The following is a 26,586-nucleotide window of genomic DNA, read 5'->3' on the forward strand; positions in this document are numbered from 1 at the left end:
TTTTAAAGAAGTGGATTTATTTACCGAACAGATTGACCCTGAAAAGAACTGGTTGCCCAAGGATGGTGTTGTCCATTATCATGGCCCTATTTTGAATCATGAAGAAGCCAATCGATACTTTGAACAATTATTGGAAACCATTGCTTGGAAGAAAGATGTTGTCCAAATCTACGGCAAACGGATAGAGACCAAGCGAAAAGTAGCATGGTATGGAAATCAACCTTTTGAATATACCTACTCCAACAGTACAAAAAAGGCTTTGCCCTGGACTACGGAATTATTGAAGCTTAAGGCGCTTGTCGAAAAGCTCACGAAGGAGACCTACAATTCGTGCTTACTGAATTTGTATCACTCAGGGGAAGAAGGTATGGCATGGCACAGCGATGCAGAGAAAGACCTGAAGAAAAATGGAGCCATTGCCTCCCTGAGTTTCGGAGCAGAGCGAAAATTCGCCTTCAAGCACAAGGAATCCAAAGAAAAGGTAGGGCTGACCCTCGACCATGGAAGCCTTTTGGTAATGAAAGGGAGTACCCAATCACATTGGCTCCACCGCCTACCACCAACAAAGTTGGTAAAGACACCGAGAATCAACCTTACTTTTAGAACAATAGTCGGTGCTTAGTTACTGGTCTGCTCCGTCTGCTTTTGCCCTATCAATGGTATATTGAGCGACTTCCCTCCCTTGGTCCGTGCCCACTGTGGCATCAAAACTCCAATGGATTCCGCCATATACTCGGGAGATTGCGGCTTCCTCTGCCCATGCCCTCATTTGTTCGGCTTCTTCAGGAAAAACATAGGCCAACACTTCGGATGCTGCAGCGGAGAAAACACTATGCCCAGAGGTATAACTCGGGAAATTCGGTGTTCCCGCAATGGTTTCAAACCCTTCAATCAATTGTATGGGTCTTGGGTAATGATAATAGTATTTGGCATCCCAACAACTAATGCCCGAATCCATGATGGCCATATTCATGTAGGCCAAGGTCCGTGTTGTTTGCAGTGGGTTCAATTTTTTCTCCACCATCAATTCATTGGCGATACGGTTCCAATGGCCTGGAGGGGTGTAAGTTCCTAGGCCATCTTGCCAAAAATTGGCGATTCTTCGATGTTCTTCCGTCATGTTTTTGGCATAGTCCTTCAATAGTTCCACATCGTCCAATAATTCTTGGGAGTCCAATTCAGGAGGAGCAATCGGCCTAACACTTTCTACATCATCAATACTCCACATGGTCACTTGGCTAAAGAGCGGAGTAAGACCCACGGGACGTTCTGGAATCTCTAAATTGTCCCAAGCCCATCCAAATCTATCGTAAGCGGCTTGTTTTATGGAGTCGGAAACGGCCTTTGGTGTTTGCGCATCCTTCATACCATCGCTGGAAGCCCTTGTCAATGCCGTTTCGGAAACCGCATCTCCAATTGTTGTTCCTGCGGTAATGTCACTCATAACGTTGCCCCCTGAAAGTAATAGGCTTTCCAAATGCTCGTCTTCCATTTGCTGAAGATATTGAGCTTCAAGCGGGAACATAGCCGTCAGAATATTTTTGGATGCCCTGGCAATTACCGCTCCATCCGAAGGATAAGAAGGCATGTCGTTTTCCTCGTAAGCGTATTCAATACTTTCATCCACAGCAAAAGGAGCAGCTCTATTGTATTCGTATTTATGGTGCCAGGCGGAAATGAGTCCATCAAACTGGGCTACGGACATATAGGCCAATGCCCTACAGGCATAAGGAGGGTGTGCAAAAGGAAAGGCAGGTGGCCCCTCTGGATTGTTAGGATTGGGCAAGGTGTAAGTGCCATCAGCATTAGGACCAGGGATCAGATTGTACTTGGCAATGAGTTCCAATGCAATCTCGTTCCAGCGGATAGCTGGATTGTTGGTCCAGTATTTTATGGCGCTTTTTTGGTTGGAAGTCATGTTGGCCATGGCTTCTTTTACCTCTTCCAATTCATTCTGATAGCTTTCGGAATCGATAGCTTCGGGAACCGGTATTTCTATGGAGGCACCGGATTCCTCAAGCACGGGAACCCAATCCCCGCCATCTACGTCAAGTTCGGAGTAGGCATACCCTTCGTAGGGAATGTACTGCGGTGTGTCTTTCTCGCAAGAAGTCAAAAGTATAAGGCCCAAGGCCATAAACAGTGTGTATATTTTATTGCTCATCGGTAATTTCAGTTTGTTTCTTGATTACATTGAATTGATAAGTCAGTCCAAATCCCGTATTGCTGAATTTAGGTACGTTTCTTCCGTTGACCACCCGGTTATGGTAGGCTACAACTCCCAAACCTTTGATGGATTTAAAAAAGTATTGTGCGGAAAACCCTATCCTGTCAAATTCAACTTTGTTGGTGGGCTGTGCAGCATTATATGCCCGTATGTCGTCTCCACTGGTTGAGGTAAGGTCTGTATAACTCAATTCCAGTTTCAAAGAGGTGTCAAAAAGCCATTTACCAATAATGGCTTCGTAGGTCCAAGCATTGGGAACATCCATCCAAGCGGTGTAATAACTACCGTTGTTGTAGTAATAGTCTCGTTCTGCCTCTGTGTAGCCCCGCCAAAGATGTGCAACGGATGCCCTAAAGTAGAATTGGTTGTTCAACTCATACTGACCAATGGCACGCAAGGAAAACTCGGGAGCTCCGGCACCAATACTGTAAGGTCTGTAATCGGAAAGGTAATTGGTAAACGGTGTGGAAAATCCTGCCGTTCCCAAAAATGAAATTCGGCCAGGTCCCAATTCTTTTCGAATGGGTCTGTATTTTAAGGCAAAGCCAATATCCTGAAACCCTCTGGCTCCAGCAAACTTACCTCCGTTAGGTTCTGAAGATTCGGTTTTTACATAAGGTAGGCTCACATAAAAATTAAGATTGTCCAGAATACCAATGGCCGCCATGGGAAGTACGGTATTTCGGTCCACAGTGGCGATGGTTTCATTGGATCTTAGGTACGACCCTTCCCAATATCGGTCAAAAGTGCCCATATCGTAAGAAAAAAGAACGCAAATGTTCTTGGAGGGCATCATAAGGGCATCGGAAGGAGTTTGGGAATGAATGGGCTCTGTCGGAACAAGAAACATCAACACTCCAAAGAGTGCCGAGACCCATCCAATCTTTTTCGAAAGAAATAGATGTAGTGGATAAAGGTGTTTTTTTACTACCATAAATTGAGTTTGAATAAACTGATTATCAGTTGGTTAATATTTTATTGATTGATTGTATGGCTAAAATAGAGTGAGGTGGCAAGGTGTGGGACTAAGGAATTGTCAATAAGGATTAGGGAAAAGGTAAAATGATTGTGGATTGGTTAATTTGAGTTAATAAATCCCAAATCCCTTTGATGGTTTTATGAGCATTGTCATGTTTTTGGGTAAAATATTCATCGGGAAAGGAAAATCTGGAGGAAAGAAAATAATGGTATCATAACCTTGATACCCCAAAAATTGAATAGTTTGCAGTCTGAATAAAAATGGCCAATTGGTCTTTCAATAGATTTACAGCGTACACCACAATGAAAAACATTTTCTTTTTTCTTTTGACTCTAGGGACATTATTAAATGTCCAAGGACAAACGATAGACATCATTTCCTATAATATCCGTTACGATAATCCGGACGATGCTCCCAATAACTGGGACAACCGGAAGGATTTTTTGATTTCCCAGCTTAACTTTTATAATCCGGATGTGTTTGGAATTCAAGAAGGCTTGATTCATCAGGTCAAAGAAATGGATAAAGGGCTGGAAGACTACGCCTATTTTGGAGTTGGCCGTGATTATGGTGATGAAAGAGGCGAGCATACTGCCATTTTCTACAATACAGAAAGGGTTGAGCTACTTGAAGAAGCTACGTTTTGGCTATCCCTTACGCCGGAAAAACCATCCAAAGGATGGGATGCCGCTTTGCCACGAACCTGTACCTACGGGATTTTTCAAAACAAAAGGGATGGCAAAAAGTTTATGCTGTTCAATACCCATTTTGACCATGTTGGTGTGAAAGCGAGAACGGAAAGTTCCAAACTCATCCTTGAAAAAATCAAGGAATTGAACACCGAGGATTACCCCGTTGTGGTCACTGGCGATTTCAATCTGGAAAGTGATAGTCCCGGCGTACAAGTGATATTGACGGAAATGGCGGATACACACATTGCTGCTGGCAAAAATGCCTTTGGCCCGGAAGGGACCTTTAACGGCTTTGAATTCAACGAACCTGTAGAACGAAGAATCGATTACATATTTGTTTCTGATGAGTTTGAAGTGCTCAAAAGCGCCATTTTGAGCGACTCCAAGGATACGCGATACCCTTCGGACCATTTACCTGTTTTCGCACGATTAACCTATTGAAGCTGGTCTAAAGGATTTCAAACGTTTTTTATTCTTTTTTTTTTGAAGAAGCGTGTAATTCAAGCGTGTTATTTATACTCATTTTAAGTAAGTTCAAAAAACCTAAAAACAATGTTAATTTTAACATGATGTTTTGAGGAACTGTCCAAATTGTTGTCAGAAATCTTTAACTTCAAAGGAATTAATCAACATTATGGCAACTTTTACACTTAACATCAACGGAACAAAACAAGAGGTTGACGTGGACCCATCCACTCCAATGCTCTGGGTTTTACGAGATCACTTAAATTTAGTTGGAACCAAATACGGATGTGGAATCGCGCAATGCGGGGCTTGCACCATTCATTTGGATGGCACGGCGACCAGAGCTTGCATGCTAACCGTTTCTTCCGTAGGAAATTCCGAAATCACGACCATCGAAGGCTTATCTGAAGAAGGCGACCACCCTGTACAAAAAGCGTGGTTGGAAGTGGACGTGCCCCAATGTGGGTATTGCCAAGCAGGTCAAATTATGACCGCCTCTGCACTATTGGAGAAAAACCCAAACCCAACAGACGAAGAAATTGAAATGGCCATGAACGGCAACATCTGCCGTTGTGGAACGTACACAAGAATCAAAAAAGCCGTGAAATTGGCGGCTAAATCATAACCCATAAAACTAGTATCATGACACTTGTAAAGACAAAAATAGGACGACGTGCCTTTATTCGGAATACAGGCTTGGCTAGTGGTGGACTTGTTATCGGGTTTAGCTGGTTGGCTTCATGTAAAATGACCCCGGAGCAGGTAAACAGCCTGCCCAAGGAGTGGTTTGAACTAAACGGTTTCCTTAAAGTAGGGGACAATGGTATGGTGACCATCATGTCACCCAATCCCGAAATAGGACAGAACGTAAAAACATCCATGCCCATGATCGTGGCCGAAGAGCTCGACGTGGCTTGGAAAAATGTGATGGTGGAGCAGGCTCCACTCAACACGGATATATTTACGCGCCAATTGGCGGGTGGTAGCCAGTCTATCCGACAAGGATGGGAAAGTCTACGAATGGCGGGAGCCACGGCCAGACATATGTTAAAAGATGCCGCAGCCCAAGCTTGGGGCGTTCCTGCAGATGAAATTACCACTAAAGACGGGGTTCTGACCCACGAAGCAAGTGGAAATTCCGCAGGTTATGGAGAAATGGCCTCTGCCGCTACCAGTATTGAAGTGCCTGAAGAGGTACAGTTAAAGGACAATGGTAACTTTTCCATTATCGGTACGGACAAGAAGAACGTGGATGGTAAGGAAATAGTGACAGGAAAACCATTATTTGGTCTGGATGTCTATAAAGAAGGCATGCTAACGGCCATGATTGTACATCCACCGGCTTTTGGAATGAAATACAAAGGAATGAACGCGGATGCGGTTAAATCCATGCCAGGTATCAAGGATGTGTTCCATTTTGAAGTATATCCCGAAGGTATCGAGAAACAATGGTCCGATCAAGGGGGTATTCCCGAGCTTGTAGCTATTGTCGGGAATAGTACTTGGGAATGCATGCAGGCAAAAAAATCACTTGAGGTTGAGTGGGAACAAGATTCCACCGCCGAAAGTACATCATACCACGAAGAGGCATTAGCGGAACTGTTGGAAACTCCATCGGAAACCCCTGCAAGAAAAGATGGTGATGTAGATGCAGCTTTTGCGAAAGCCGCAAAAATTGTGGAAAGTACGTATTCAGCGCCCTATCTGGCACACAATACCATGGAGCCCATGAACTTTTTCGCGCATGTAACGCCCGAAAAAGCAGAATTGCTGGGGCCTATACAAACACCGGAATTTGCCGAAAAAACTGTAGCGGCCCGATTGGGTATGCCATTGGAAAAAATAGACATTATGATGACCCGTATGGGAGGTGGTTTCGGTCGCCGACTTTATGGACCATTTGTAATAGAAGCAGCAGTGATTTCCCAAAAAATGAATGCACCCATCAAACTGGTGTATTCTAGGGAAGATGACATGACACAAGGTACATACCGACCCTCATACAAAGTAAAATACAAAGCAGGATTGGATGAAAACGGTAACCTGATCGCTTGGCATGTAAGAGGTGCGGGTACCAATGATGATTTGATTTTTGAAAACCGTTTCCCAGCAGGAGCCGTGGACAATTATTTGGCAGAAAAGCATAGCTTACAAACCAATGTGACCACGGGAGCATGGAGAGCCCCGAGATCTAATTTTGTCGCGGGAGCAGAGCAGGCTTTTATGGATGAGGTGGCGGAAGCTGCAGGAAAGGACCCATTGGAATTCCGTTTAGAGCTTTTTGATAGAGCTATCAACAACCCAGTAGGTGACCCAGAGCAGAACGATTACGACCCGGAACGTTATGCGGGAGTGCTTAAATTGGTCAAAGAAAAGGCCAATTGGGGTGCGGAAACCGGCAAGGCACGGGGCGTAGCTGCGTACTACTGTCATAACTCCTACGTGGCCCAAGTAATTGAATTGGAAGATGGTGGCGATATGCCAAGAGTGGATAACATCATCTGTGCGGTGGATTGCGGGATTGTCATCAACCCATTAGCCGCCAAAAACCAGATAGAAGGAGGTATGATTGATGGCATTGGTCACTCCACTTATAGTGCCATGTCTTTTGAAGATGGTAAGCCACAACAATCCAATTTTGATACCTATCGTCTCATCCGTCATTCCGAAGCACCAAAAAACATTGAAGTGCACTTTGTGGATAATGGCATAGATCCAACAGGTTTGGGAGAACCTTCTTTACCACCTGCCATTGCAGCATTGTCCAATGCATTGTACAAGGCAACAGGAAGACGTTTTTACAAACAACCTTTCATTAATGATAAGCCACCATTGGTAGGCTGATCATGATGGATTAAAATATGAAAATTTGAACTGGTCAGTAGCTGTTTTTTACTGGCCAGTTTTTATTGGGGTATATTGTTTTTTTTGATTTTTGACGATAATAAACTGATAATCAAAAAGTTATTTTAAATAAAATTTTTTGTAAAAAAAGTTGCAGTATTGGATTTTTATTTATGTTTGCCCCATAAATGAGTCCATCCAATTAGGACGCATTGCCTACAAGCTTTGAAGACTTTTTTCATGTTCGGGCTTTTGGGGATAAGAAAGTCTACCCAAAAAGCCGTCTTAAGATTAAGACACCGAATATACGGGCTGACTTTCGAAGAACTACATCATTTTAACCGTGATTTTTCACGGACTCCTTACTTTGTACCTTATACCGTATTCGAATTTCGTATCTGATAGATTTTGATTTTCAAACGTCTATTTATCTTATTATTTTACAATACAATTACGAAATTCAAATGAAAACAAAATACATCGATTTAATCGAGCAGACCTATGATTTTCCCCAAGAGGAATTTCAATTAAATGATAACAAACTTCAGTTCCATGGCATAGACCTTAATGATTTGGTGCAACGCTACGGTACCCCCTTAAAGTTTACCTATTTGCCCAAAATATCTGATAACATTCAGAGGGCGAAAGGCTGGTTCAACTCTGCTATTGAGAAACACAAATACGCTGGGAAATACCACTATTGTTACTGTACCAAAAGCTCTCATTTTGAGCATGTACTGAACGAGGCATTGAAGAATGATATCCATATCGAAACCTCTTCGGCTTTTGATATCAATATTGTGGAGCATTTAAAGAATGCAGGTAAGATCACAAAAGACACCTATGTCATTTGCAATGGCTTTAAACGCGACCAATACATTCAAAACATAGCTGGATTGATCAATGGCGGGCATCGCAATTGCATCCCTATTATCGATAATTATGAGGAAATTAACCTGTTGGGCGAAGCGATTGAGGGCAAATTCCAAATTGGAATCCGAATTGCTTCCGAAGAAGAACCCAAATTTGAGTTTTATACCTCTAGATTGGGTATTGGGTACAAAAACATTGTTCCGTTTTACAATCAGTCCATAAAACCCAACACCCAAGTACAGTTGAAGATGCTTCATTTCTTCATCAATACAGGAATTAGGGATACGGCCTACTATTGGAACGAGCTTTTGAAGTGTTTAAAAGTGTACATCAACCTCAAAAAGGTATGTCCAACCTTGGATAGCCTTAACATTGGAGGCGGTTTCCCTATTAAAAACTCCTTGGCCTTTGAGTATGATTACGAGTACATGGTGGACGAGATCATTCATCAAATAGGTCAGGCATGCGACGAAGCTGGTGTGGCAGTACCCAATATCTTTACAGAATTCGGAAGCTTCACAGTAGGGGAAAGTGGAGGAAACATCTACGAAGTGCTGTATCAAAAACAACAGAACGACCGTGAAAAGTGGAATATGATCAACTCATCTTTCATTACCACTATGCCAGATTCTTGGGCCATTAGCAAGCGATTCATCATGTTGGCCATCAACCGATGGAACGATGAGTACGAACGCGTTTTACTGGGCGGGCTTACCTGTGATAGCGATGATTATTACAATTCGGAGCAGCACATGAACGCCATTTATTTGCCCAAATATCGAAAGGACAAGCCTTTGTACATTGGATTCTTCAATACGGGAGCTTACCAGGAAACCATTGGTGGTTTTGGTGGATTGCAGCATTGTTTAATTCCCAATCCCCAACATATTCTTATTGATAAGGATGAGAAGGGGAATGTCAAAACGCGTGTTTTTGCCGAGCAGCAAACCGCTGGAGAGTTTCTTTCCATACTCGGCTATGCCAACAAAAAATCTGCCGATGTTTTGGTGGAGGCCAACGATTTGCCCGTACCTAGCAATAACTGAAAAAGAAAGTATTTAAAAAAATGAAAACCGAAAGAACATACGCTGGTATTCCAAAGGAATACGGCTCGCCCGAAAAGGCAAAAGTGGTATTGTTGCCAGTTCCTTATGATGGTACCAGTACTTGGGGAAAAGGAGCGGACAAAGGTCCGGAAGCCTTCTTGGAGGCCTCAGAAAATATGGAGGTCTATGATATTGAAACCGATAGTGAAGTCTATAAGCAGGGAGTGTATTTGGCAGAGACACTTGATGGCTTTGATACACCGGATGCTATGGTGGAATCGGTTCACAAGGCCGTGAAAGAATACATCAACCGAAACAAGTTGGTGACCATGGTCGGTGGGGAACATTCCATTTCCATTGGTGCCATTAGAGCTTTTAACGAGTGTTTTGAAGACCTTACCGTGCTTCAAATTGATGCACATGCCGATTTGCGCAAGGAATATGAAGGTACTAAATACAATCATGCCTGTGCATTGTACGAGGCCAACGAGACCACCAACTTGGTTCAAGTGGGCATTCGCAGTATGGATTATACCGAAACATTGGTAATGGACAAGGATCAAGTATTTTTTGCCCATGAGATGATATCCGATGATTTTTGGATGGATTCCGCCTTGGATTTGATGACGGACAATGTTTACATCACTTTTGATTTGGATGCTTTTGACCCTTCTATTTTGCCATCAACGGGAACACCAGAGCCAGGAGGTTTGTTCTGGTACGAGACCTTGGATTTTTTACGTAGGGTCTTTAAAGAAAAGAACGTTGTAGGGTTTGATATTGTGGAGCTATGTCCGAACGATATTGATAGGTCCTCCGATTTCTTGGCAGCAAAGCTCTACTACAAAATGTTGAGCTATAAATTTTCAGATAATAACGATTTCGTGGAATAAAGCTTGAAGCAAACACAGCTACTTCAAAAATTCCAAAAACATATTAATTACAATGAGTAACAAAGGAGAAATATCACAATTCATACAAAAATACTTTTTGCACTTTAACTCTGCGGCCCTAGTGGATGCCGCTAAAGGCTATGAAGACCAACTGAACAAAGGTTCTAAAATGTTGGTTTCCCTGGCCGGAGCGATGAGTACAGCCGAACTTGGAAAAATTTTCGCTGAAATCATCCGTACTGATAAGGTCCATATTGTTTCCTGCACAGGTGCCAACCTAGAGGAGGATCTAATGAACCTCGTGGCGCATTCGCACTACAAACGAGTGCCCAACTACCGGGATTTGACCCCAGAAGAAGAGTGGGACCTGTTGGAAAATGGATTAAACCGTGTTACGGACACCTGTATTCCAGAAGAAGAAGCTTTTAGAAGGTTGCAAAAACACATTTACGACATCTGGAAAGAAGCAGACGAAAAGGGAGAACGTTATTTTCCACATGAGTTTATGTACAAGCTATTGCTCTCCGGAGTATTGGAGCAGTACTATGAAATTGATATTAAAGACTCGTGGATGTACGCTGCGGCAAAGAAAAATCTGCCAATCGTAGTTCCAGGTTGGGAAGATAGCACCATGGGCAACATTTTTGCCAGCTATGTGATCAAAGGCGAACTAAAGGCCAGCACGGTAAAGTCAGGCATTGAATACATGACCTTTTTGGCAGATTGGTACGCTAAAAACTCGGAAAATGGTATTGGCTTTTTTCAGATTGGTGGAGGTATTGCCGGAGATTTTCCTATCTGCGTGGTACCGATGCTGTATCAAGATTTGGAGCAGACCGATACTCCGTTTTGGAGTTATTTCTGCCAAATCAGTGATTCCACCACCAGTTACGGTTCCTATTCGGGAGCGGTTCCCAACGAGAAGATCACTTGGGGCAAACTGGATATTGATACACCCAAATTCATTGTAGAGTCGGATGCGACCATTGTGGCGCCTTTGATTTTTGCCTACTTATTAGACATGTAACCATGAGAAAAGGACAAACCACAGTTTTAAAAAGAGTAATCGTAGATTACAAAAAGTTGGATAAGAACATGCTCAACCTTCTTGTGGAAAAATTCCCTGATGGTTACGATGATGATGATATTGTAACCTATAGGAATGCCGATAACGAAGTCGTCGAGTGTGTAGAGGTCAGGACAGAGGATACTGCTTATTTGGTTAAAGTAAGCAAGCGTCTTGTTATGGCCATGGAGGATTTTGATGACTCGGAAAACGACGATAGCGAAGACTCCGATTTGGATACTGGCGAGTTGGAAGGCTCCGAAGAAGAATAAACATCACCTAACCTTAACTAATGGAATCAAAGGCAATGGCCCTTCACTTGGCAACAAGCATTAATATACTTGCCTGTCGGAGAGCTTTGAACAAAGAATTGATTTATGGCGATAGGGATGAACTTTTTTATTCCGATGCATCACGTTACCTTTATATTTTCAGATACGGTGTTGTTTCCTTTTTTGGATATAGCGAAGCGGAGATAACGCAACTTTTAATGGAAATCAAACCATTTTGCGAAGAATGGAGGCAGTCGGATATTACCGAGACGATGGAAATGGAATTGGTGCCCGGTCGTGAAGAGTCGATGATCGATCAGGATAAGGTGATTTTGCCAAAATCCAATGTGGAGGGTATCCGATTGGCCTTATTGCATTTGTCGCAATCCGTAGCCTTGGATCATTTTGCAGGGCTATCGGAACAGGCGATGAAGGAAACCCGTCAGCACACCACCTATCTGGAATTGAATGGAAAGTTGGACATAGGAGGGAAGAAGTTGAAAAAACACATTGCAAAAGTGTTGAACATTAACAACCAAATTTCTGAAAACCTATATATTTTTGATTCCCATGAAGTAGTGTGGGAAGATTTGGAGCTCGACCGATTGGACAAAGGCCTTAAACAGATTTTTGATCTAAAGGAGCGGTACCGAAATATAAAGGAACAAGGCAATGTGATCAAGGAAAACCTCAGTCTGTTCATGACTATTATGGACCATAGGGAGAGTAGTAGGCTCGAGTGGATCATTATTATTTTGATTTTGGTCGAGGTCTTGGACTTGTTCATTATGCGATTAATCAGTTAAATACATATTTGTTTTGAGCGATTTTAAAATATTGGGTAGCGAAGAATGGTGCCAATTTGATGATATGAGAATTCCGGCCATCAAGGCCAGAGTGGATTCCGGAGCAAAAACATCATCTATTCAAGCCAGTAAGATTAAAGTTTTTACCAAAGGGCTGGAAGAATGGGTGCGATTCGAGGTCAATCCCGTTCAAGACAATAGAAGCATATCCATTTTATGCCAGGCCAAACTGGTGGATGTACGCCATGTGAAGAGTTCGCAGGGTATTTCGGAAGAACGCCCCGTAATTAGGACCAATGTCAATATTAATGGCGAAATTTTTGAAATAGAACTGACGCTGGCCAATAGGGACACCATGGAATATCGTATGCTATTGGGCCGCGAGGCAATCAATGGTAGATATTTGGTAGATCCATCGCAAAGTTTCATCCAAGGCGATATCACAGATGATGAACTGGAAAAGAAATATCAGCCCTATACCACAGAGAAGAAGGGGTTAAGAATTGGTCTATTGGCCAGTAACCCGAATCTTTACAGTAACAAAAGAATCATTGAGGCTGGAGAAATGCGTGGTCACAAAGTGGTTTTCTTGAATGTGGAGCACGTTTACATGAAGCTGGATGCTGCTACACCTGAGATTAGATACCGAGGTGGAAACATTTTGGACAAGTTCGATGCGGTGATTCCTAGGATTAAACCAGCCGTTACTTTTTATGGTTGTGCATTGTTGCGTCAGTTTGATACGCTGGGTGTGTACTGCCTAAACTCCGCTGATTCCATAGGTCGATCTCGCGATAAACTATTTGCCTCTCAATTATTTTCTAAAAACGATATTCATATTCCTACTACAGGTTTTGCAAAATCCCCAATGGATACCAAGGATTTGATACGCATGGTGAGCGGTGCTCCGTTGATCATTAAGTTGCTCGAAAGTACACAGGGTAAAGGAGTGGTTCTTGCTGAAACGAACAAGGCCGCGGAGAGTGTGATCAATGCGTTTAAAAGTGTACAGACCAACATTTTGGTACAAGAGTTTATCAAAGAGGCCAATGGACACGATATCCGCTGTTTCGTGGTCAATGGTAAAGTAGTGGCTTCCATGCAAAGAACTGCCCAAAAAGGAGAGTTTAGGGCAAACATTCACCAAGGCGGTGCAGCTTCCAAAGTAAAAATCACACCTGAAGAGCGAAAATTAGCCATCAAATCAGCCAAAGTATTCAATTTGGATGTAGCAGGTGTGGATTTGATCCGCTCCAATAAGGGTCCTTTGCTTCTGGAAGTAAATTCCTCACCTGGATTGGAGGGTATTGAGAATACAACTGGAAAGGATATTGCCAACGTAATGATCGAGACCATCGAGAAAAAGCTGAAATACAAGCAGTAAACCCACAGGATGTTTTCAAGTGGTTGAAATTCAGAATATTATACATTTTCACATATATTTTCCTACACGAGGCTCCAAAAACACGAATATAAATTGAAAACGGGCATCCGTAAACGGAGAAGCCCCATTGGTTAATTGTACCCCTTCAAAATCAAAAGACAATAGTATGTTTGTCTCAGTTAACAAAAGCATAACTGCTTACGTTAAAAACCTTAAAATAAGATTGGGGTGATTATAAGGTACTTTGTGTTCTTTACCAAATATCTTATTTACAATTAAGGTTTACGTTGCTCCAAGGGGTTTTTGAGGTTGAGCCCCTTGGTTGTAACGGTTCTCTAAGATCAAATTATGTTCCCATAAATTTGACCTACTTTTTCGGAAAAGGGCCGTTTTTAACGGCTCTTTTTTATTTTGACCCTTTTCTCGCCGTCAATCATTCACAATTGTTCACATCTTTTAAGAAAACCAGAAATGTTGAGGGTGTAAGTTTTTGGACAAAAAACCTACTTTTGTAATGTAACATTTCAGTAGAAGATTTATGTCAGAACAAGTGGAAAGAATCAAAACATTGATTATTGGATCAGGACCTGCAGGCTATACTGCGGCCATTTATGCAGCAAGAGCAGATTTAAAACCAGTTTTATATACGGGAATGGAACCTGGCGGGCAGTTGACAACAACAACCGAAGTGGATAACTTCCCAGGGTATCCCGAAGGTATTGATGGACCGGCCATGATGATGCAATTGCAGCAACAAGCGGAACGATTTGGTACCGAAGTGCGCATAGGAATGGTAACCGCCGTGGAATTGAGCGATGAAGTAGGTGGAAAACACAAGGTAACTGTGGATGAGACAATTGAATTGGAAGCTGAAACCGTGATTATTTCTACAGGAGCTTCTGCCAAATATTTGAATATACCAAGTGAACAGCGTCTTAGAGGAGGCGGTGTGTCTGCCTGTGCTGTTTGTGATGGATTTTTCTACAAAGGTCAGGATGTGGCCATTGTTGGAGCAGGGGATACCGCTGCCGAAGAGGCATCATACCTAGCGAATATATGTAACAAGGTGACCATGTTGGTTCGTAAGGACTACATGAGAGCTTCAAAAGCGATGCAACATAGAGTGAATAGCATTGACAATATTGAGATCAAGTACAACACTGAAGTTGAAGAAGTACTGGGGGACCAAGTAGTAGAAGGTATACGGGCTGTGAACAACCAGACTGGGGAAAAAGAGGATATTCCCGTTACCGGATTGTTCATTGCGATTGGGCATAAACCCAATACCGATGTGTTTAAAGGACAGTTGGACATGGACGAAACAGGTTACATTATTACACAACCTAAGTCCACCAAAACAAACAAACCCGGTGTTTTTGCCAGTGGTGATGCCCAAGACAAAATTTACCGACAGGCAGTTACTGCTGCTGGAACGGGCTGTATGGCCGCTTTGGATGCAGAGCGCTATCTAGCTTCGGTTGAGAGTGAAGAAATGTTGGCTTCATAACCATAACAACCATGGAAAACAAAAAAGGCACTGAAATTTCAGTGCCTTTTTTGTTGATTGCAATTTAATCAATCCGCTTGTAATTTTCTGAAAAAGTCCGGTTTCCATCGGCATCAACCGTTATTTGACTGAATGTATCTTCTTTAAGCACAAGCTCAAATGTAAAGTTCCGCATGGTGTCCAGTGCTTTCATCATATTGTCATCACCATATTCGATTACCTCTATCAATGAGTTGTCCGTTACCCTGTAGGAACCATATCCGAATCTTCCATTAGGGTCGTCCGGTACATATCGGGTCCACATGATTTTTTCCTTGGAATACATTTTAACTTGTCTGTATCCATCCGATTTTTCAATGGTATCTATGACATTTTCCCCGTCATAATTGTAAAAACTCTGTAATTCCCAAGTGCCATTAATGCTTGGCTTTGTTGGGTTGTGCTCCGTAAAGCTTCCTGCCATTAAGAAAACAAAAACGAGAGAGAAAAGTAAAACTGATTTTTTCATAATGCCCTACTTTAGAAGTGTTAAAAGATATTTAAAATATACCAATAAAAATTGATCAAATCAAATTTTTACACCCTAAAATTTAACATATACGCAATTGTTAAACTGGAAATGTAGCTCACGTAGGGAGCTCTAGAGACACTCTGAAATCAATTTATTTGAACATGGGAGGTTATTGTTGACAATAATTAACTGTATTGCGTTAATTTTTAAGAATCAAACATTTTTTTGATTAAATGTTTGATTTGTAAAAAAAATTGGACAAATTTCAGGTGTATTAACACAAACTTAAGTAATGAGAAACATTTATTTGACATTTATTGCAGTGTTTTTTTGTGTTGCTGCGTTTGGTCAGACCATTACAGGTACAGTGTCCGATGCGTCGGGTGCACCATTGCCTGGAGTGACCATTGTAGTGAGTGGCACGAACATCGGGACAACTACAGATTTTGATGGAAATTATTCCATTAATGCCTCCAATGGGCAAATCCTTAAGTTTTCTTATATAGGGATGAAGCCAAAAGAGGTAACCGTAGGATCTGAGACTACAATCGACGTTGTCTTGGAAGAAGATTCAACACAATTGGATGAAGTTGTGGTAACCGCATTTGGTGTGGAGCAAAAACAGAAATCTTTAGGGTATTCTGTTTCCAAAGTAAATACAGAGGATTTGAACCTTGCAGGACAAGCCAACCCCATTGAAAGCTTACAGGGGCGTGTGGCCGGGGTTCAGATCAATCGTTCTTCAGGAACATCTGGTGGCGGTGTGGATATTTTGATCAGGGGGGTAACCTCTATTAACCCTAATAGAAGTAACCAGCCCTTGATTATTGTGGACGGTTTAGCTTTGAATAACGATACTTTTGCAGGTGAAGTAAGGCCAAGTGCAGGGTCTAATTCACCCAATAGTTCTGAACAGTTTGCGTTTTCTAACCGGGCTATGGATTTAAATCCAGAGGATATAGAAAGCTTCAATATATTAAAAGGTGCTGCAGCTACGGCCCTTTATGGTGTTCGAGCGTCTAATGGTGCTATTGTGATTACTACAAAGAAAGGAAAGAAAGGCAAGGCTAAGATCAATATTACTGCATCTACAACATTCAGGGATGTGAAGACCACCCCTCCTTTACAAACCACATATAGGGAAGGGTTCAATGGAGAGCCACGCACCTTGTACGATCCAGAGTCCGATACGGGGTTCAATAGGGTTCAGGCTGCTACGTCTTTTTATTCATGGGGACCTGAGTATGCATTGGATTCCTTTGATCTAGGGGAAGGAAACATTGTTGACCTTACCAATGATAGGTTCTACAGCCCTTACGATATTTTTAGAACAGGATTCAATTCTCAACTTAACATGAGTTTAAGTGGTGCAGGTGAACGCTTAGACTACTACTTCTCTATGGGAAATAATTCAGAACAAGGGGTCTTGCCCAATACGGATTATAAAAAAACAAACTTCCGGTTGAAAGCCGGGTATAAGGTAACTGATAATTTCACTCTGGATGGATCGGTTGCCTTCACAAATTCCGGTGGTAGAAGGGCCAATGGTGGTGACAAATCTGTGATGAGTGCATTATCATATTATTCTGGAACCTTCCCGATCAATGATTACATGAATCCCGATGGAAGTGAAAGGGATTATTCTTTTGGAATAATTGACAACCCTAGGTATCTTATGGAAACCAGTAATTTAGAGGATGATGTCAATCGATGGATTGGAAATACAACTCTTACATGGACTCCAAAAGATTGGTTAACAATAACGTATGCTGCCCAAATTGATAATTATTCCGATGCAAGGAATCGTTATGTTGGACCTGATTTGGACGGAGGTTCTCAAGTAGGTGGATTTATTTTGGAGCAAAATATAAATTTTACTGGATTGGAATCCAATTTTCTAATGGCATTCAATAAGGAATGGACAGATGATTTCACAACGGATTTTACCGTTGGTCATCAACTTTCAGATTCAAAAAGAAGCTATTTGGAAGCAAGGGGGGAAGGACTTAATGTTCCCGGCGTAAATGAAATTGGAAACACAACTAATTTTTTCATTACCAAAACCATAGTACAAAACAGGACAGTAGGTGTTTTTGGTGAGGCCAAGTTTGGATATAAAGATAAGTTGTTCTTAACTCTAACAGGTAGGAATGACTGGATTTCCACATTGCCTAAAGAAAATAGATCGTTCTTTTATCCATCAGTTAGTTTGGCTTATGATGTTTCCGATTTATTTGGTGAAAACGATGTTTTTTCATTTGGTAAACTAAGGGCATCTTGGGCCGAAGTCGGAAAAGGGCCTGGTTTTGGGGATGTGGGCCAATATTTTGTGGTCGATGGGGATTTCCCCTTCGGAGGTGTTGGAGGATATCGCAGGAGTACCCTATTGGGAGACTCGGAGATCAAACCAGAGAGAAACCAATCCACAGAATTTGGCGCGGACCTAAGATTCTTGGATAGTCGTATCCGATTGGATTATGCCTATTATAATACACGTGTAAAAGATCAAATTTTCACTGTGGGCACGGCATATTCATCCGGACTTTCAGGTATTACCAGAAATGCGGGTGATTACAAGGTTTTTGGTCATGAACTGCTGTTGAGTGCAGATATAATTAGAAACCAGGATTTACGATGGGAGTTGATTTTTAACTGGTCTACCAGCGAAGGAGAAGTCTTGGAAATCCCTGAAGATATTGAAGCTATTATTTTTGCAGACTCAGGTTTTGCGGGAGTTACCTCAGAGGTAAGAGCCGGAGACAAAATGGGAAATCTTTATGGATATAAATGGGTATATGAAAATGGAGAAAGATATATCGGCCCTGACGGCTATCCTACTATTAATTTGGATGAGAGAGTAGTTGTTGGGAATGCATTCCCAGACTTTATAGCATCCGTAGGAAGTAACTTAAGGTATAAAGGAATTGGTCTGAATTTCCTCTTGGAATGGAAAGAAGGCGGTGATCTTTATGATTCTGGACAGAGAAACTCAATAAGAAATGGTATTTTGGAAAGCACTTTGCAAAGAGATGTAAATGTGGTTTTGGATGGTGTCATGGATGATGGAAATGGCGGGTTTGTCCCAAATACCACTGAGGCATTAATCGATCAGAACTACTACCGAAATTCCAGTGTTTACAATCGTGCATCCGAAATTTTGGTGCAAGATGCATCTTGGTTAAAGATTAGGAACATTGCGCTGTCTTATGATTTTCCGGCTAAGCTGACAAGAAGTTTTAGTTTGGATAAAGTAAGTGTGTCAGCAAGTGCAAACAATATTTTGCTTTGGACACCTTTTGACGGTTATGACCCTGAAGGAAACCAATACAGTGCAGGAAGCAACGTATATGGTTTCACGGGATTAAACATTCCATTGGCTCAAAGCTATTCATTTGGATTGAACATTGCATTTTAAAAAAGAAATTATGAAAAGAATAAATAGAGTTAGAGTTTTTATGTTATGTGTTACAATGATTTTTGTAGCATGCAGCGATGATTATTTCGATGTAAATACTCCATCCAATACGGCTACTGTGGAAGAATTGAGAATGCAGGATCTTATGGCGCCTGTAATGCACAGCACCTTGGAGGGGCAACGTTCAGCAGAACTTTCATTTGGTAATTATGTACAGAATTTTGTGACTACCGGTGGCGGTGCTGCCGGACAAACATCGGCAAGCGGACTATGGAGTCAGGTGTACCTTTATGTACTACCCAATCTGGAAGTGGTAAAAGACAAGGCAGCAGAAACAGGAGCTAACCATATTGATGCGGTTGCAGATATTTTAATTGCCGCCAATATTGGAATAGCAACGGATACTTGGGATAATATTCCATATTCGGATGCAAGTGGTGGACCGGATAATAATTTCCCCACTTTTGATACACAGGAATCCATTTACACAGAAGTTTTCAGTCTATTGGATGGAGCAATAGCAAAATTGAATGGAGCGGATGATTCCGGGTTCGAATTGGGTTCTTCTGATTTAATCTACGGAGGAGATGTTGACAAATGGTTGAGGGCGGCCTATTCTTTAAAGGCCCGTTACCAATTGCATCTAGTAAATAAAGGAGTCGTTTCCCCATCTGATGTTTTGGCTACAGTGGAAAATGGATTTACGTCCAACGACGATAATTTTGCTATGTACTACGATGAAAAGAACATAAACCCATGGTATTCTGCCGAAATTTTGGCACGTAGCACAGGAAACTTGAGCAACGACATTGCTAGTCAATTGGTTAGTTCTATGAACGGGGATTATTACCCTTTTCAGGATGGACTAGTGGATATAGATCCAAGATTGCCATTGTTTGCGGAAAACGATGACGAGGCAGAATATAAAGGTTTTGTCAGTGGAGGCGGAGGTATAGCACCGGATGGGACGGATGCCAATGCCAGGTTTAGAGCAGATGGCTTTTATACCAGTATAGATTCACCATTGATGTTGATTACTTATGCAGAAGTATTGTTTATCAAAGCAGAAGCAGCATTTTTAGCCAATGGAGGCACTACTACAAGTGTTGGTTCCAACACTGAAGCCTATACAGCTTATATGGAAGGCATCGCTGCGAGTATGGATATGTATGGAGTGGATGGAACGGACTATATGGCTGATGGAGCAGTTGGAGTAGGGGAGTCATCCCTGAGTCTTCACCATATCATGAAGGAAAAATACATACATAACTTCTTGAATCCAGAGACATTTGTCGATTACAGGAGGTATGATTTTTCAGATGATGTGTTTACTGGACTGGAAATCAGAAGCGAAGAGGAAAGCGCTGACACTGAATTTCCAGGGCAATGGTTTAGAAGAGCAAACTACCCTTCAACGGAATTGAACAGAAATGAAGCCAATGTTTTGGAAAATCAAGAAGAGCCAGTAGTTCCGGTTTGGTGGGATCAATAAACAAGAAAATAACCGGTAATAATAAAAGGCCATCCAATAGGATGGCCTTTATTTTTGCAAGTACTTTTCCTAAACTTAAAAAACTTCACTTTTCGTCAAATAGATAAGTCCTTCATCGGTCTCGTTTAGAATACGCTTGGTTCGCAGGTAACGGTTATAATTGTACTCATCAAAATTTTCAGCGTTTTTGTCCATACTACTGATGTGGACATTTCCAGCTGAATGGATGAATTCGTTGTTTCCAATCCACATGCCCACATGTATAACGCGCTCGGGGCTTGTTTCGGTGGCTTTTCTTCCAAAGAAGAGCAAATCGCCAGGTACCAGTTTGTCAAATTCTTTGGAATCGTCGACAAGAGTTCCTTCGTGGATTTGTTGGGAGGCATCCCGTGGTATGATCATACCGTTCATAAAGTACACGGTTTTGGTAAACCCACTACAATCCACCCCTTTTGTGGAGGTTCCTCCCCACATATAGGGAACTCCCATCATGGTTTTGGAGGTTTCCACTAATGATTCCTTGGAAAAGGCCAAAGATGATTTCCAATCTGAATACGGAGTTGCCTCTGCCTTGGGAACAAAGGCACTTTTTCCATCAGGATATGCTACTTCATAAAAAGAGCCTTCATCAGAGGCCAAACTCAAAATACTCCCCGCTACAAGGTCCGAAACGACTTGGGACGATTCATCAGCATCCATGAAAGAGTGGCCATAAGTTTTGGTATAGATCAACTTTTCCGAAGCTTGCCATGCATCAAATTCATCTTTGGTCATCAAAGCTACACCTCCGCTGTCCACCCAGCCCAAATAGTGGTCAGGGGTTTGGATTTGATACCAGCTTCTTTCCTTTTGATACACATTTACAGGCATTCCCATGGTCCCTTGAGTGACCATTTCTGCAGAATGTGATGGGTTGGACCTTAAATTGGCCACCGAAAGCTTGATGATACCATAAATTTTCCCTTCCAAATCAGCCTCTGGAAGTACTTCAATACTATCCTTAAATACGATTTGTTGTGATTCCAGCTCTTCCTGAAGGGCATTGAGCGCTTCGGGCAAATTGGTTTTCCCTGTTACAATGTAGCCAGAGGCATCCTCTTTTGATTCAATATCGAAAAGGGCCACACGTTTATCGGGGGCATACGTTTCCTTGACGGAAGAAATAATTTCATCGACTTTATTGGGAGTTTCTGTGCCTTTTTCAGTTTTGCAAGCAGAAAAAATGATGGCAAGCAGTGCGAAAAAGCATAATCCACTTTTTCGTAAGGATGGAAATTTCATAAAATGATTTTTATAAGGTTTGAGTTGAGTTAATGTTTGCAAAATAACCAATTACTAAGATATACGGATTAATCCAATAGGGCATTTAACTTATTGGCCAATGTTTGAATATCCTCCTTGGTATGATAGGCACTCAAAACGATACGGCTGACAATAGGTCCATTCTCATCAGGATAATTAAAATTAGTAAAGATGATACCATCTTCGTTTAAAGCAGAAGCGACCTCTGTATTTTGAAATTCAAAGGTCGGATGCCCTTCCATATGGGTAAAGAATGATGCATTTTTCAATTGTGTTTTGAAATAGTGGTAATTGGTTTTGAGAATTTCCAGACGATTCGAATATATTTCCTTAGCATCCAATATCGTGGCCATGAATGCGGGCGAAGCTGGACTGGCACCTCCATAAAAGGGAGTGGATTCCAACATGCTGATGTCGTCCGCATCTCCAAAAATGGCTCCCGCCTGTATGCCCAATGCCTTGCCCAGCGAACAGCAAACCATAAGTTTGGCGGGTTGAAGAGTTTTGAGCATGCTATAACAGCCACGGCCATTGTCTCCTACAATGCCCATCCCATGCGAATCATCACCAATTAAAATGATCTTTTCCAAAGGAAGGTTTCGTAGCCCATCAAACTTTGGAAACTGCTGGGCTGAAAAATCAATGGTATCAAAAAGGACAACGGGCAGTAATTGATTTCTATCGATTTCTTCGGACACTTGTTGTTCCAATTCATTAAAACTAGATGTTATAATTACTCCATTGATGCAAAGTGCGGTGTGTGCATTGGGTGCGGCAATAATGGTGTGCCCTTGCTCCATTAGGTGTTGAACAATGAGTTGAGCGGACAAATAACCACTGGACATCGTCAAACAACTTTCACTGCCGACCCATTGGGCCAAATACCTTTCGGTGGCTCCATAGATATCCAAAGCCACATTCGATTTTCGAGAGGCGCCGTAGTGCATTCCGTACTTGGAAACATTGCTCAGATACAATTCCTTGAAGGGAGCATAATTCTGCAGTCCTAAATAGGCCGTGCCCCCAAAGTATAAATGAGGTTTGCCATCAACTAAAATCTCTCTATCGGGTATGCTTTGGATCGGGTAAGCCATCAGAGCAATTCTATTCCGCTACCGGGCAATCTTGGAAAAATGACCTCGCCATTATCCAAAATCTCGACGCCCTTTGCTATATCGCCTTTTAAAAGCATGGCTCCGTCCATATCCACATAGTCCAATTGGGGCAACAGTTGTGAAATGGCGGAAATGCCTACGGTGGATTCCGTCATACAACCTACCATAAGTTGTAACCCCAGTTCCCGCCCTTTTTTGATCATGCGACGGGCAGGGGTAAGCCCCCCACACTTGGTCAGTTTAATGTTGATGCCGTGAAAATAGGGTCCGCATTGTTCCACATCACTTTCTATAATACAACTTTCGTCGGCAATAACAGGAAGAACGGATTGCTCCTTTACCAGTGACATTCCATCCCAATTATCCGCTTTCAGGGGTTGCTCGAGGAACTCTACGCCAAGTTCTTTGAGCTGAGGGGCATTTTCAATGGTTTCCTCGGGGCTCCAAGCACAGTTGGCATCAATCCTGAAGACACTGTCCGTATGTTTTCGAAGTTCCCTGACTATGGCAACATCATCAGGGGTTCCCAACTTGATTTTGTATAAGGGCCAAGGCTTTTCTTGGAGCTTGGCCACCATTTTTTCAACCGTATCTATACCTATGGTATAGTTTGTTTTCGGATACTTTTCTGCAGAGGTACCCCAAAGTTCGTAGAGCGGTTTGCCCTTTAATTTGCCATACAAGTCATTTGCGGCCAAATCCAAAGCACAAAGCGTGAATTTGTGGAGGTCAAGTGATTCTAAAAACCTATAAAAGTTTTCCGGAGTGTCAAAATCGTATCCTTCAATTTGGTCTCTGACGGCCTCTATTTCGGCCATCATTCCCTCGATGGTAATTTTATAATAAGGATTGGAGGTGGCTTCACCATACCCTGTTTTTCCATCCAACGAGAGGCAAACGATCAAGGTGTCTTGTTCGTCTCGGGATTCTCTGGAAATAGTAAAGGTGTGGGCTAATTGAAGCGTGTATTTTTTGAGCGCTATCTGCATAGTTAGTTAGGTATTGTATCTTGCTAAGATAGTGCTTTGGGCATAGATATTAAAGACAAAAGCCCACTGAAAACTCAGCGGGCCTTTGCATATTTAAAGGGAATTGGATTAATACTTGCGTACGCTTCCCGAAACGGATTTTTTGGTCTCTACGCTGGCGTCGCCAGTGTATTTGATATCCGCTCCGCTGCTGGCATCGGCTACCAAAGACTCCGAAACATTCACGGAGATATCGGCACCACTACTGGCATCAGCGTTACATCTTTTTACCATAAGGTCTTGTGCTTTGATGTCCGAACCGCTACTAGCGTCGGCAAAAAGTGCTTCGGCCTGTCCGGATACCTTGATATCGGCACCGCTGCTGGCATCGGCAGAAACTTCGCCTGCCATAACCTCTACACGAAGGTCGGCCCCGCTACTGGCATCCAGTTCAATGTTTTCTGCCTTGACCACATTTTGAGCAATAAGGTCAGCACCGCTGGAACTTTCCAAAGCCGTGATCTCTGGTAAGGTCACATATACGTTTTTGGTGGCTCTTCCAATGTTCTCAATCGCATGGATTTTAAGTCTACCATCTTTAACATCCGTTCCAATAAGGTCAATGATGTTCTCGTCGGCCTCCACGGTAATATTGAAGTCGGACCCTTGTGTCACGAATACGTCGATTCCTTCAGAGGCCGATACGATGTCAAAAGTTTCTTTTACATCGCGGCTTTCTTCTACGACTTCGCCGTTGCCCGTTTTTCCGTTGCCGAAGTTCATATCCATCATGCATGAGGATGCAAAGAGGGATAAGAGTGCGGCGATTGCTAATCTTGCTAGTGTTGTCATGATTGTTGTTTTACTATTGATTGATTTTGAAAAATGATTTGTTGACTACTGATATTGAAATCAGTTCAAATGTCTGTTTTTATATATGTGTTTTAAATAATGATATACTGAATTGACGAATTACGGGACTCAATTGTTACTTTTTTCTCCAGCTTTAACTTTTACCCCATCCTCATTGATTCTCATTTCAAAGGAATCCTGGTCGTCTTTGATGTCAATATCGATGCCATCTTCATTGATGATGATCTTGCCATTGCCTTCAGATTCCTCTTCCTCCTCATCATCTTCTGGACAATCCAAACATTGCAATTCCCCGTCGTCACTCATCAACCAGTATTGACCTGCCATGCCGCTTCTGTAAAAACCTTGGTCATTGTCAATTCCCCTACCAATGTATCTGGTTGTGGAGTCATCAAAATATACCGTCATGGATTCTGGAACATAAATGGTTATGGTCACTTCTTGGTTTCTGGCTTTGTTCGATGTATCTGTAGTCAAATATTTGTCCAATACAATTTCATTGCCATCAACCGTATAGTCATATTCGATGTTTCTGGCTCGGTCACGTGCTGCTGGCATAGAGTTTCCATCCGCATCTCTTCTAATGTTGATGCTGACAGAGTCTGTATCCGACTTTCGTATTTTGATGTCAACTTCATCGGACATAAGAATACGGTCATCGTTATCGTCGTACCCAAAGGTCATTCTTCCAAAATGAATGTCGCCTCGGTCATAGTCCATGTCTCCATCCTTCATGGTAACCACTAAAGTATCGGAAGGAATTTCCAACGCCAGTTCTGTTCTGTCGTTCACGCTTCCGGTATAGGAGAATTCAGCAGCTTGCTTTATGCCAAGGGCAATCAATGCTCCTATGGAGATTAACCAAAGACCCAATAAGGAAAATTTCGCAATATTCCCGATGGACTTGAGGTTGGTCACCAAAATCTTCAATCCCAAGTACATTACAAAGAAGAATGGGATTCCCAAGGTAAAGAAGCCAAATAACAATGTGGCCCATACTGGAATTATCCCAGCTTCAATGATGGTGTTGTACACATCAATAATAGGGAAATTTGAAGCATCAAAAGCACCAACGGTAACGATTGCAATAAATAGCGCGATCAGGTTTGCGGCACCGACCAGCACTAGAATAATGCCGATAAACTTCCCGAATATCTTGAACAGGAACAGGATAATGTCCCCGATGGTATCAAAAAAGGTCTTGGAGCTGCTTTTGACCTTGTTGCCCACTTTATCGTAGTCAACATTTTTCACTTTTTCGGCAACATCATCAAACCCCTCTTTAACTTTGCGTTCTATATTGCTGATGTTGACGGGCTCCCCCCGCATATCCAATTTTTGGGAGGTTGTGGCGGCCTCGGGAACCAATATCCAAAGTAGGATATAAGCGATAAGTCCAAAACCACTGGTGAATACGGCCAATAGGATAAAAATGAGCCTTACCCAAAGGGCATCGATACCCAAATAATGTTCTAAACCTGCGCAGACACCACCAATATATTTGTGGTCGATGTCCCTGTACAGTTTTTTTGCCTTACTGGCAGTAGGTTCGGCGTAGCTCTTTTTGGGTTCGTCCTCAAAAATATCTTCGTCCACCATGTAATCTTCGGGTTGCCCCATCACATCGATTACCTGATCTACCTCTTTATGGGTGATCACTTGGCGTTCGTTCTCCATTTTTTCGAGAAAGAGCTCGGCGATCCTGGCCTCGATATCGGCAATGATCTCGTCGCTTCCCTTAGTACCTGCAAAGGAGCGTTTTATGGACTCCAGGTAACGTCTCAGCTTATTATACGCATCATCGTCTATATGGAAGAGCGTATTTGCTAGATTTATATTTACTGTCTTGTTCATTT

The 26,586-nt window shown here is 42.2% G+C and carries 21 protein-coding genes; 13 read left to right on the forward strand and 8 right to left on the reverse strand.

Translation table 11 applies throughout. The features are described 5' to 3' along the window. Window positions 1–10 precede the first annotated feature (10 nt). Entirely contained in the window at window positions 11–622 is a 612-nt protein-coding gene (locus EO132_RS09990; protein WP_127137703.1) for an alpha-ketoglutarate-dependent dioxygenase AlkB family protein, read from the forward strand. Here EO132_RS09990 and EO132_RS09995 read toward each other — a convergent pair whose 3' ends face one another. Both EO132_RS09995 and EO132_RS10000 read right to left on the reverse strand, forming a co-directional pair. Next, window positions 623–2,164 (reverse strand): vanadium-dependent haloperoxidase, encoded by a 1,542-nt coding sequence (locus EO132_RS09995; RefSeq protein ID WP_127137704.1) that lies wholly within the window; start codon window positions 2,162–2,164, stop codon window positions 623–625. Continuing rightward, window positions 2,154–3,161: a transporter family protein gene (locus EO132_RS10000; protein WP_205780353.1), complete on the reverse strand. Its 1,008-nt coding sequence runs from the start codon at window positions 3,159–3,161 to the stop codon at window positions 2,154–2,156. Before EO132_RS10000 ends, EO132_RS09995 begins: the two co-directional genes overlap by 11 nt. Window positions 3,162–3,508: 347 nt before the next feature. Between EO132_RS10000 and EO132_RS10005 the strand changes: the two genes are divergently transcribed. The 10 genes from EO132_RS10005 to trxB all read left to right on the forward strand — a co-directional run bounded on the left by EO132_RS10005 (window position 3,509) and on the right by trxB (window position 15,054). Next, complete coding sequence (locus EO132_RS10005) at window positions 3,509–4,339, forward strand: endonuclease/exonuclease/phosphatase family protein (RefSeq protein WP_127137705.1); 831 nt, start codon at window positions 3,509–3,511, stop codon at window positions 4,337–4,339. 193 nt (window positions 4,340–4,532) lie between these two features. Then, complete coding sequence (locus EO132_RS10010; protein WP_127137706.1) at window positions 4,533–4,988, forward strand: (2Fe-2S)-binding protein; 456 nt, start codon at window positions 4,533–4,535, stop codon at window positions 4,986–4,988. A gap of 17 nt (window positions 4,989–5,005) precedes the next feature. Beyond that, window positions 5,006–7,207 (forward strand): xanthine dehydrogenase family protein molybdopterin-binding subunit, encoded by a 2,202-nt coding sequence (locus tag EO132_RS10015; protein WP_127137707.1) that lies wholly within the window; start codon window positions 5,006–5,008, stop codon window positions 7,205–7,207. A gap of 464 nt (window positions 7,208–7,671) precedes the next feature. Beyond that, window positions 7,672–9,126, forward strand: a complete 1,455-nt coding sequence (locus tag EO132_RS10020) for an arginine decarboxylase (protein WP_127137708.1) — start codon at window positions 7,672–7,674, stop codon at window positions 9,124–9,126. 20 nt (window positions 9,127–9,146) lie between these two features. Continuing rightward, a complete protein-coding gene (gene speB, locus EO132_RS10025; protein WP_127137709.1) occupies window positions 9,147–10,019 on the forward strand; it encodes an agmatinase in 873 nt (290 codons plus the stop codon). 52 nt (window positions 10,020–10,071) lie between these two features. Further along, entirely contained in the window at window positions 10,072–11,046 is a 975-nt protein-coding gene (locus tag EO132_RS10030; protein WP_127137710.1) for a deoxyhypusine synthase family protein, read from the forward strand. Window positions 11,047–11,048: 2 nt separating this feature from the next. Further along, window positions 11,049–11,357, forward strand: a complete 309-nt coding sequence (locus EO132_RS10035) for a hypothetical protein (RefSeq protein ID WP_127137711.1) — start codon at window positions 11,049–11,051, stop codon at window positions 11,355–11,357. A gap of 20 nt (window positions 11,358–11,377) precedes the next feature. Then, window positions 11,378–12,163 carry an RMD1 family protein gene (locus tag EO132_RS10040; RefSeq protein ID WP_127137712.1) on the forward strand — a complete coding sequence of 262 codons (786 nt, stop codon included), beginning with the start codon at window positions 11,378–11,380 and terminating at the stop codon, window positions 12,161–12,163. Window positions 12,164–12,176: 13 nt separating this feature from the next. Further along, complete coding sequence (rimK, locus tag EO132_RS10045; protein WP_127137713.1) at window positions 12,177–13,547, forward strand: 30S ribosomal protein S6--L-glutamate ligase; 1,371 nt, start codon at window positions 12,177–12,179, stop codon at window positions 13,545–13,547. Window positions 13,548–14,085: 538 nt separating this feature from the next. Further along, window positions 14,086–15,054: a thioredoxin-disulfide reductase gene (gene trxB, locus EO132_RS10050; RefSeq protein ID WP_127137714.1), complete on the forward strand. Its 969-nt coding sequence runs from the start codon at window positions 14,086–14,088 to the stop codon at window positions 15,052–15,054. A gap of 64 nt (window positions 15,055–15,118) precedes the next feature. Here the strand turns inward: trxB and EO132_RS10055 are convergent, their stop codons facing one another. Next, the gene (locus EO132_RS10055; RefSeq protein WP_127137715.1) at window positions 15,119–15,562 is read right to left on the reverse strand and encodes a hypothetical protein; all 444 of its coding nucleotides are present in this window, start codon (window positions 15,560–15,562) and stop codon (window positions 15,119–15,121) included. A 295-nt stretch (window positions 15,563–15,857) separates the two neighbouring features. Between EO132_RS10055 and EO132_RS10060 the strand changes: the two genes are divergently transcribed. Both EO132_RS10060 and EO132_RS10065 read left to right on the forward strand, forming a co-directional pair. Then, the gene (locus EO132_RS10060) at window positions 15,858–18,980 is read left to right on the forward strand and encodes a SusC/RagA family TonB-linked outer membrane protein (RefSeq protein WP_127137716.1); all 3,123 of its coding nucleotides are present in this window, start codon (window positions 15,858–15,860) and stop codon (window positions 18,978–18,980) included. A gap of 10 nt (window positions 18,981–18,990) precedes the next feature. Beyond that, window positions 18,991–20,472: a SusD/RagB family nutrient-binding outer membrane lipoprotein gene (locus EO132_RS10065; RefSeq protein ID WP_127137717.1), complete on the forward strand. Its 1,482-nt coding sequence runs from the start codon at window positions 18,991–18,993 to the stop codon at window positions 20,470–20,472. 75 nt (window positions 20,473–20,547) lie between these two features. Here EO132_RS10065 and EO132_RS10070 read toward each other — a convergent pair whose 3' ends face one another. The 5 genes from EO132_RS10070 to EO132_RS10090 form a co-directional block, all read right to left on the reverse strand. Further along, a complete protein-coding gene (locus tag EO132_RS10070) occupies window positions 20,548–21,753 on the reverse strand; it encodes a C40 family peptidase (RefSeq protein WP_127137718.1) in 1,206 nt (401 codons plus the stop codon). Window positions 21,754–21,821: 68 nt separating this feature from the next. After that, window positions 21,822–22,868 carry a PLP-dependent aminotransferase family protein gene (locus tag EO132_RS10075; protein WP_127137719.1) on the reverse strand — a complete coding sequence of 349 codons (1,047 nt, stop codon included), beginning with the start codon at window positions 22,866–22,868 and terminating at the stop codon, window positions 21,822–21,824. After that, a complete protein-coding gene (locus EO132_RS10080; RefSeq protein ID WP_127137720.1) occupies window positions 22,868–23,878 on the reverse strand; it encodes a dipeptide epimerase in 1,011 nt (336 codons plus the stop codon). The genes EO132_RS10075 and EO132_RS10080 overlap by 1 nt, the downstream gene beginning before the upstream one ends. Before the next feature lie 108 nt (window positions 23,879–23,986). Continuing rightward, window positions 23,987–24,709: a head GIN domain-containing protein gene (locus EO132_RS10085; protein WP_127137721.1), complete on the reverse strand. Its 723-nt coding sequence runs from the start codon at window positions 24,707–24,709 to the stop codon at window positions 23,987–23,989. A gap of 129 nt (window positions 24,710–24,838) precedes the next feature. Further along, window positions 24,839–26,584 carry a PspC domain-containing protein gene (locus EO132_RS10090; protein WP_127137722.1) on the reverse strand — a complete coding sequence of 582 codons (1,746 nt, stop codon included), beginning with the start codon at window positions 26,582–26,584 and terminating at the stop codon, window positions 24,839–24,841. Window positions 26,585–26,586 lie beyond the last annotated feature (2 nt).

Source organism: Flagellimonas oceanensis (assembly GCF_003992595.1).
GTDB lineage: Bacteria > Bacteroidota > Bacteroidia > Flavobacteriales > Flavobacteriaceae > Flagellimonas > Flagellimonas oceanensis.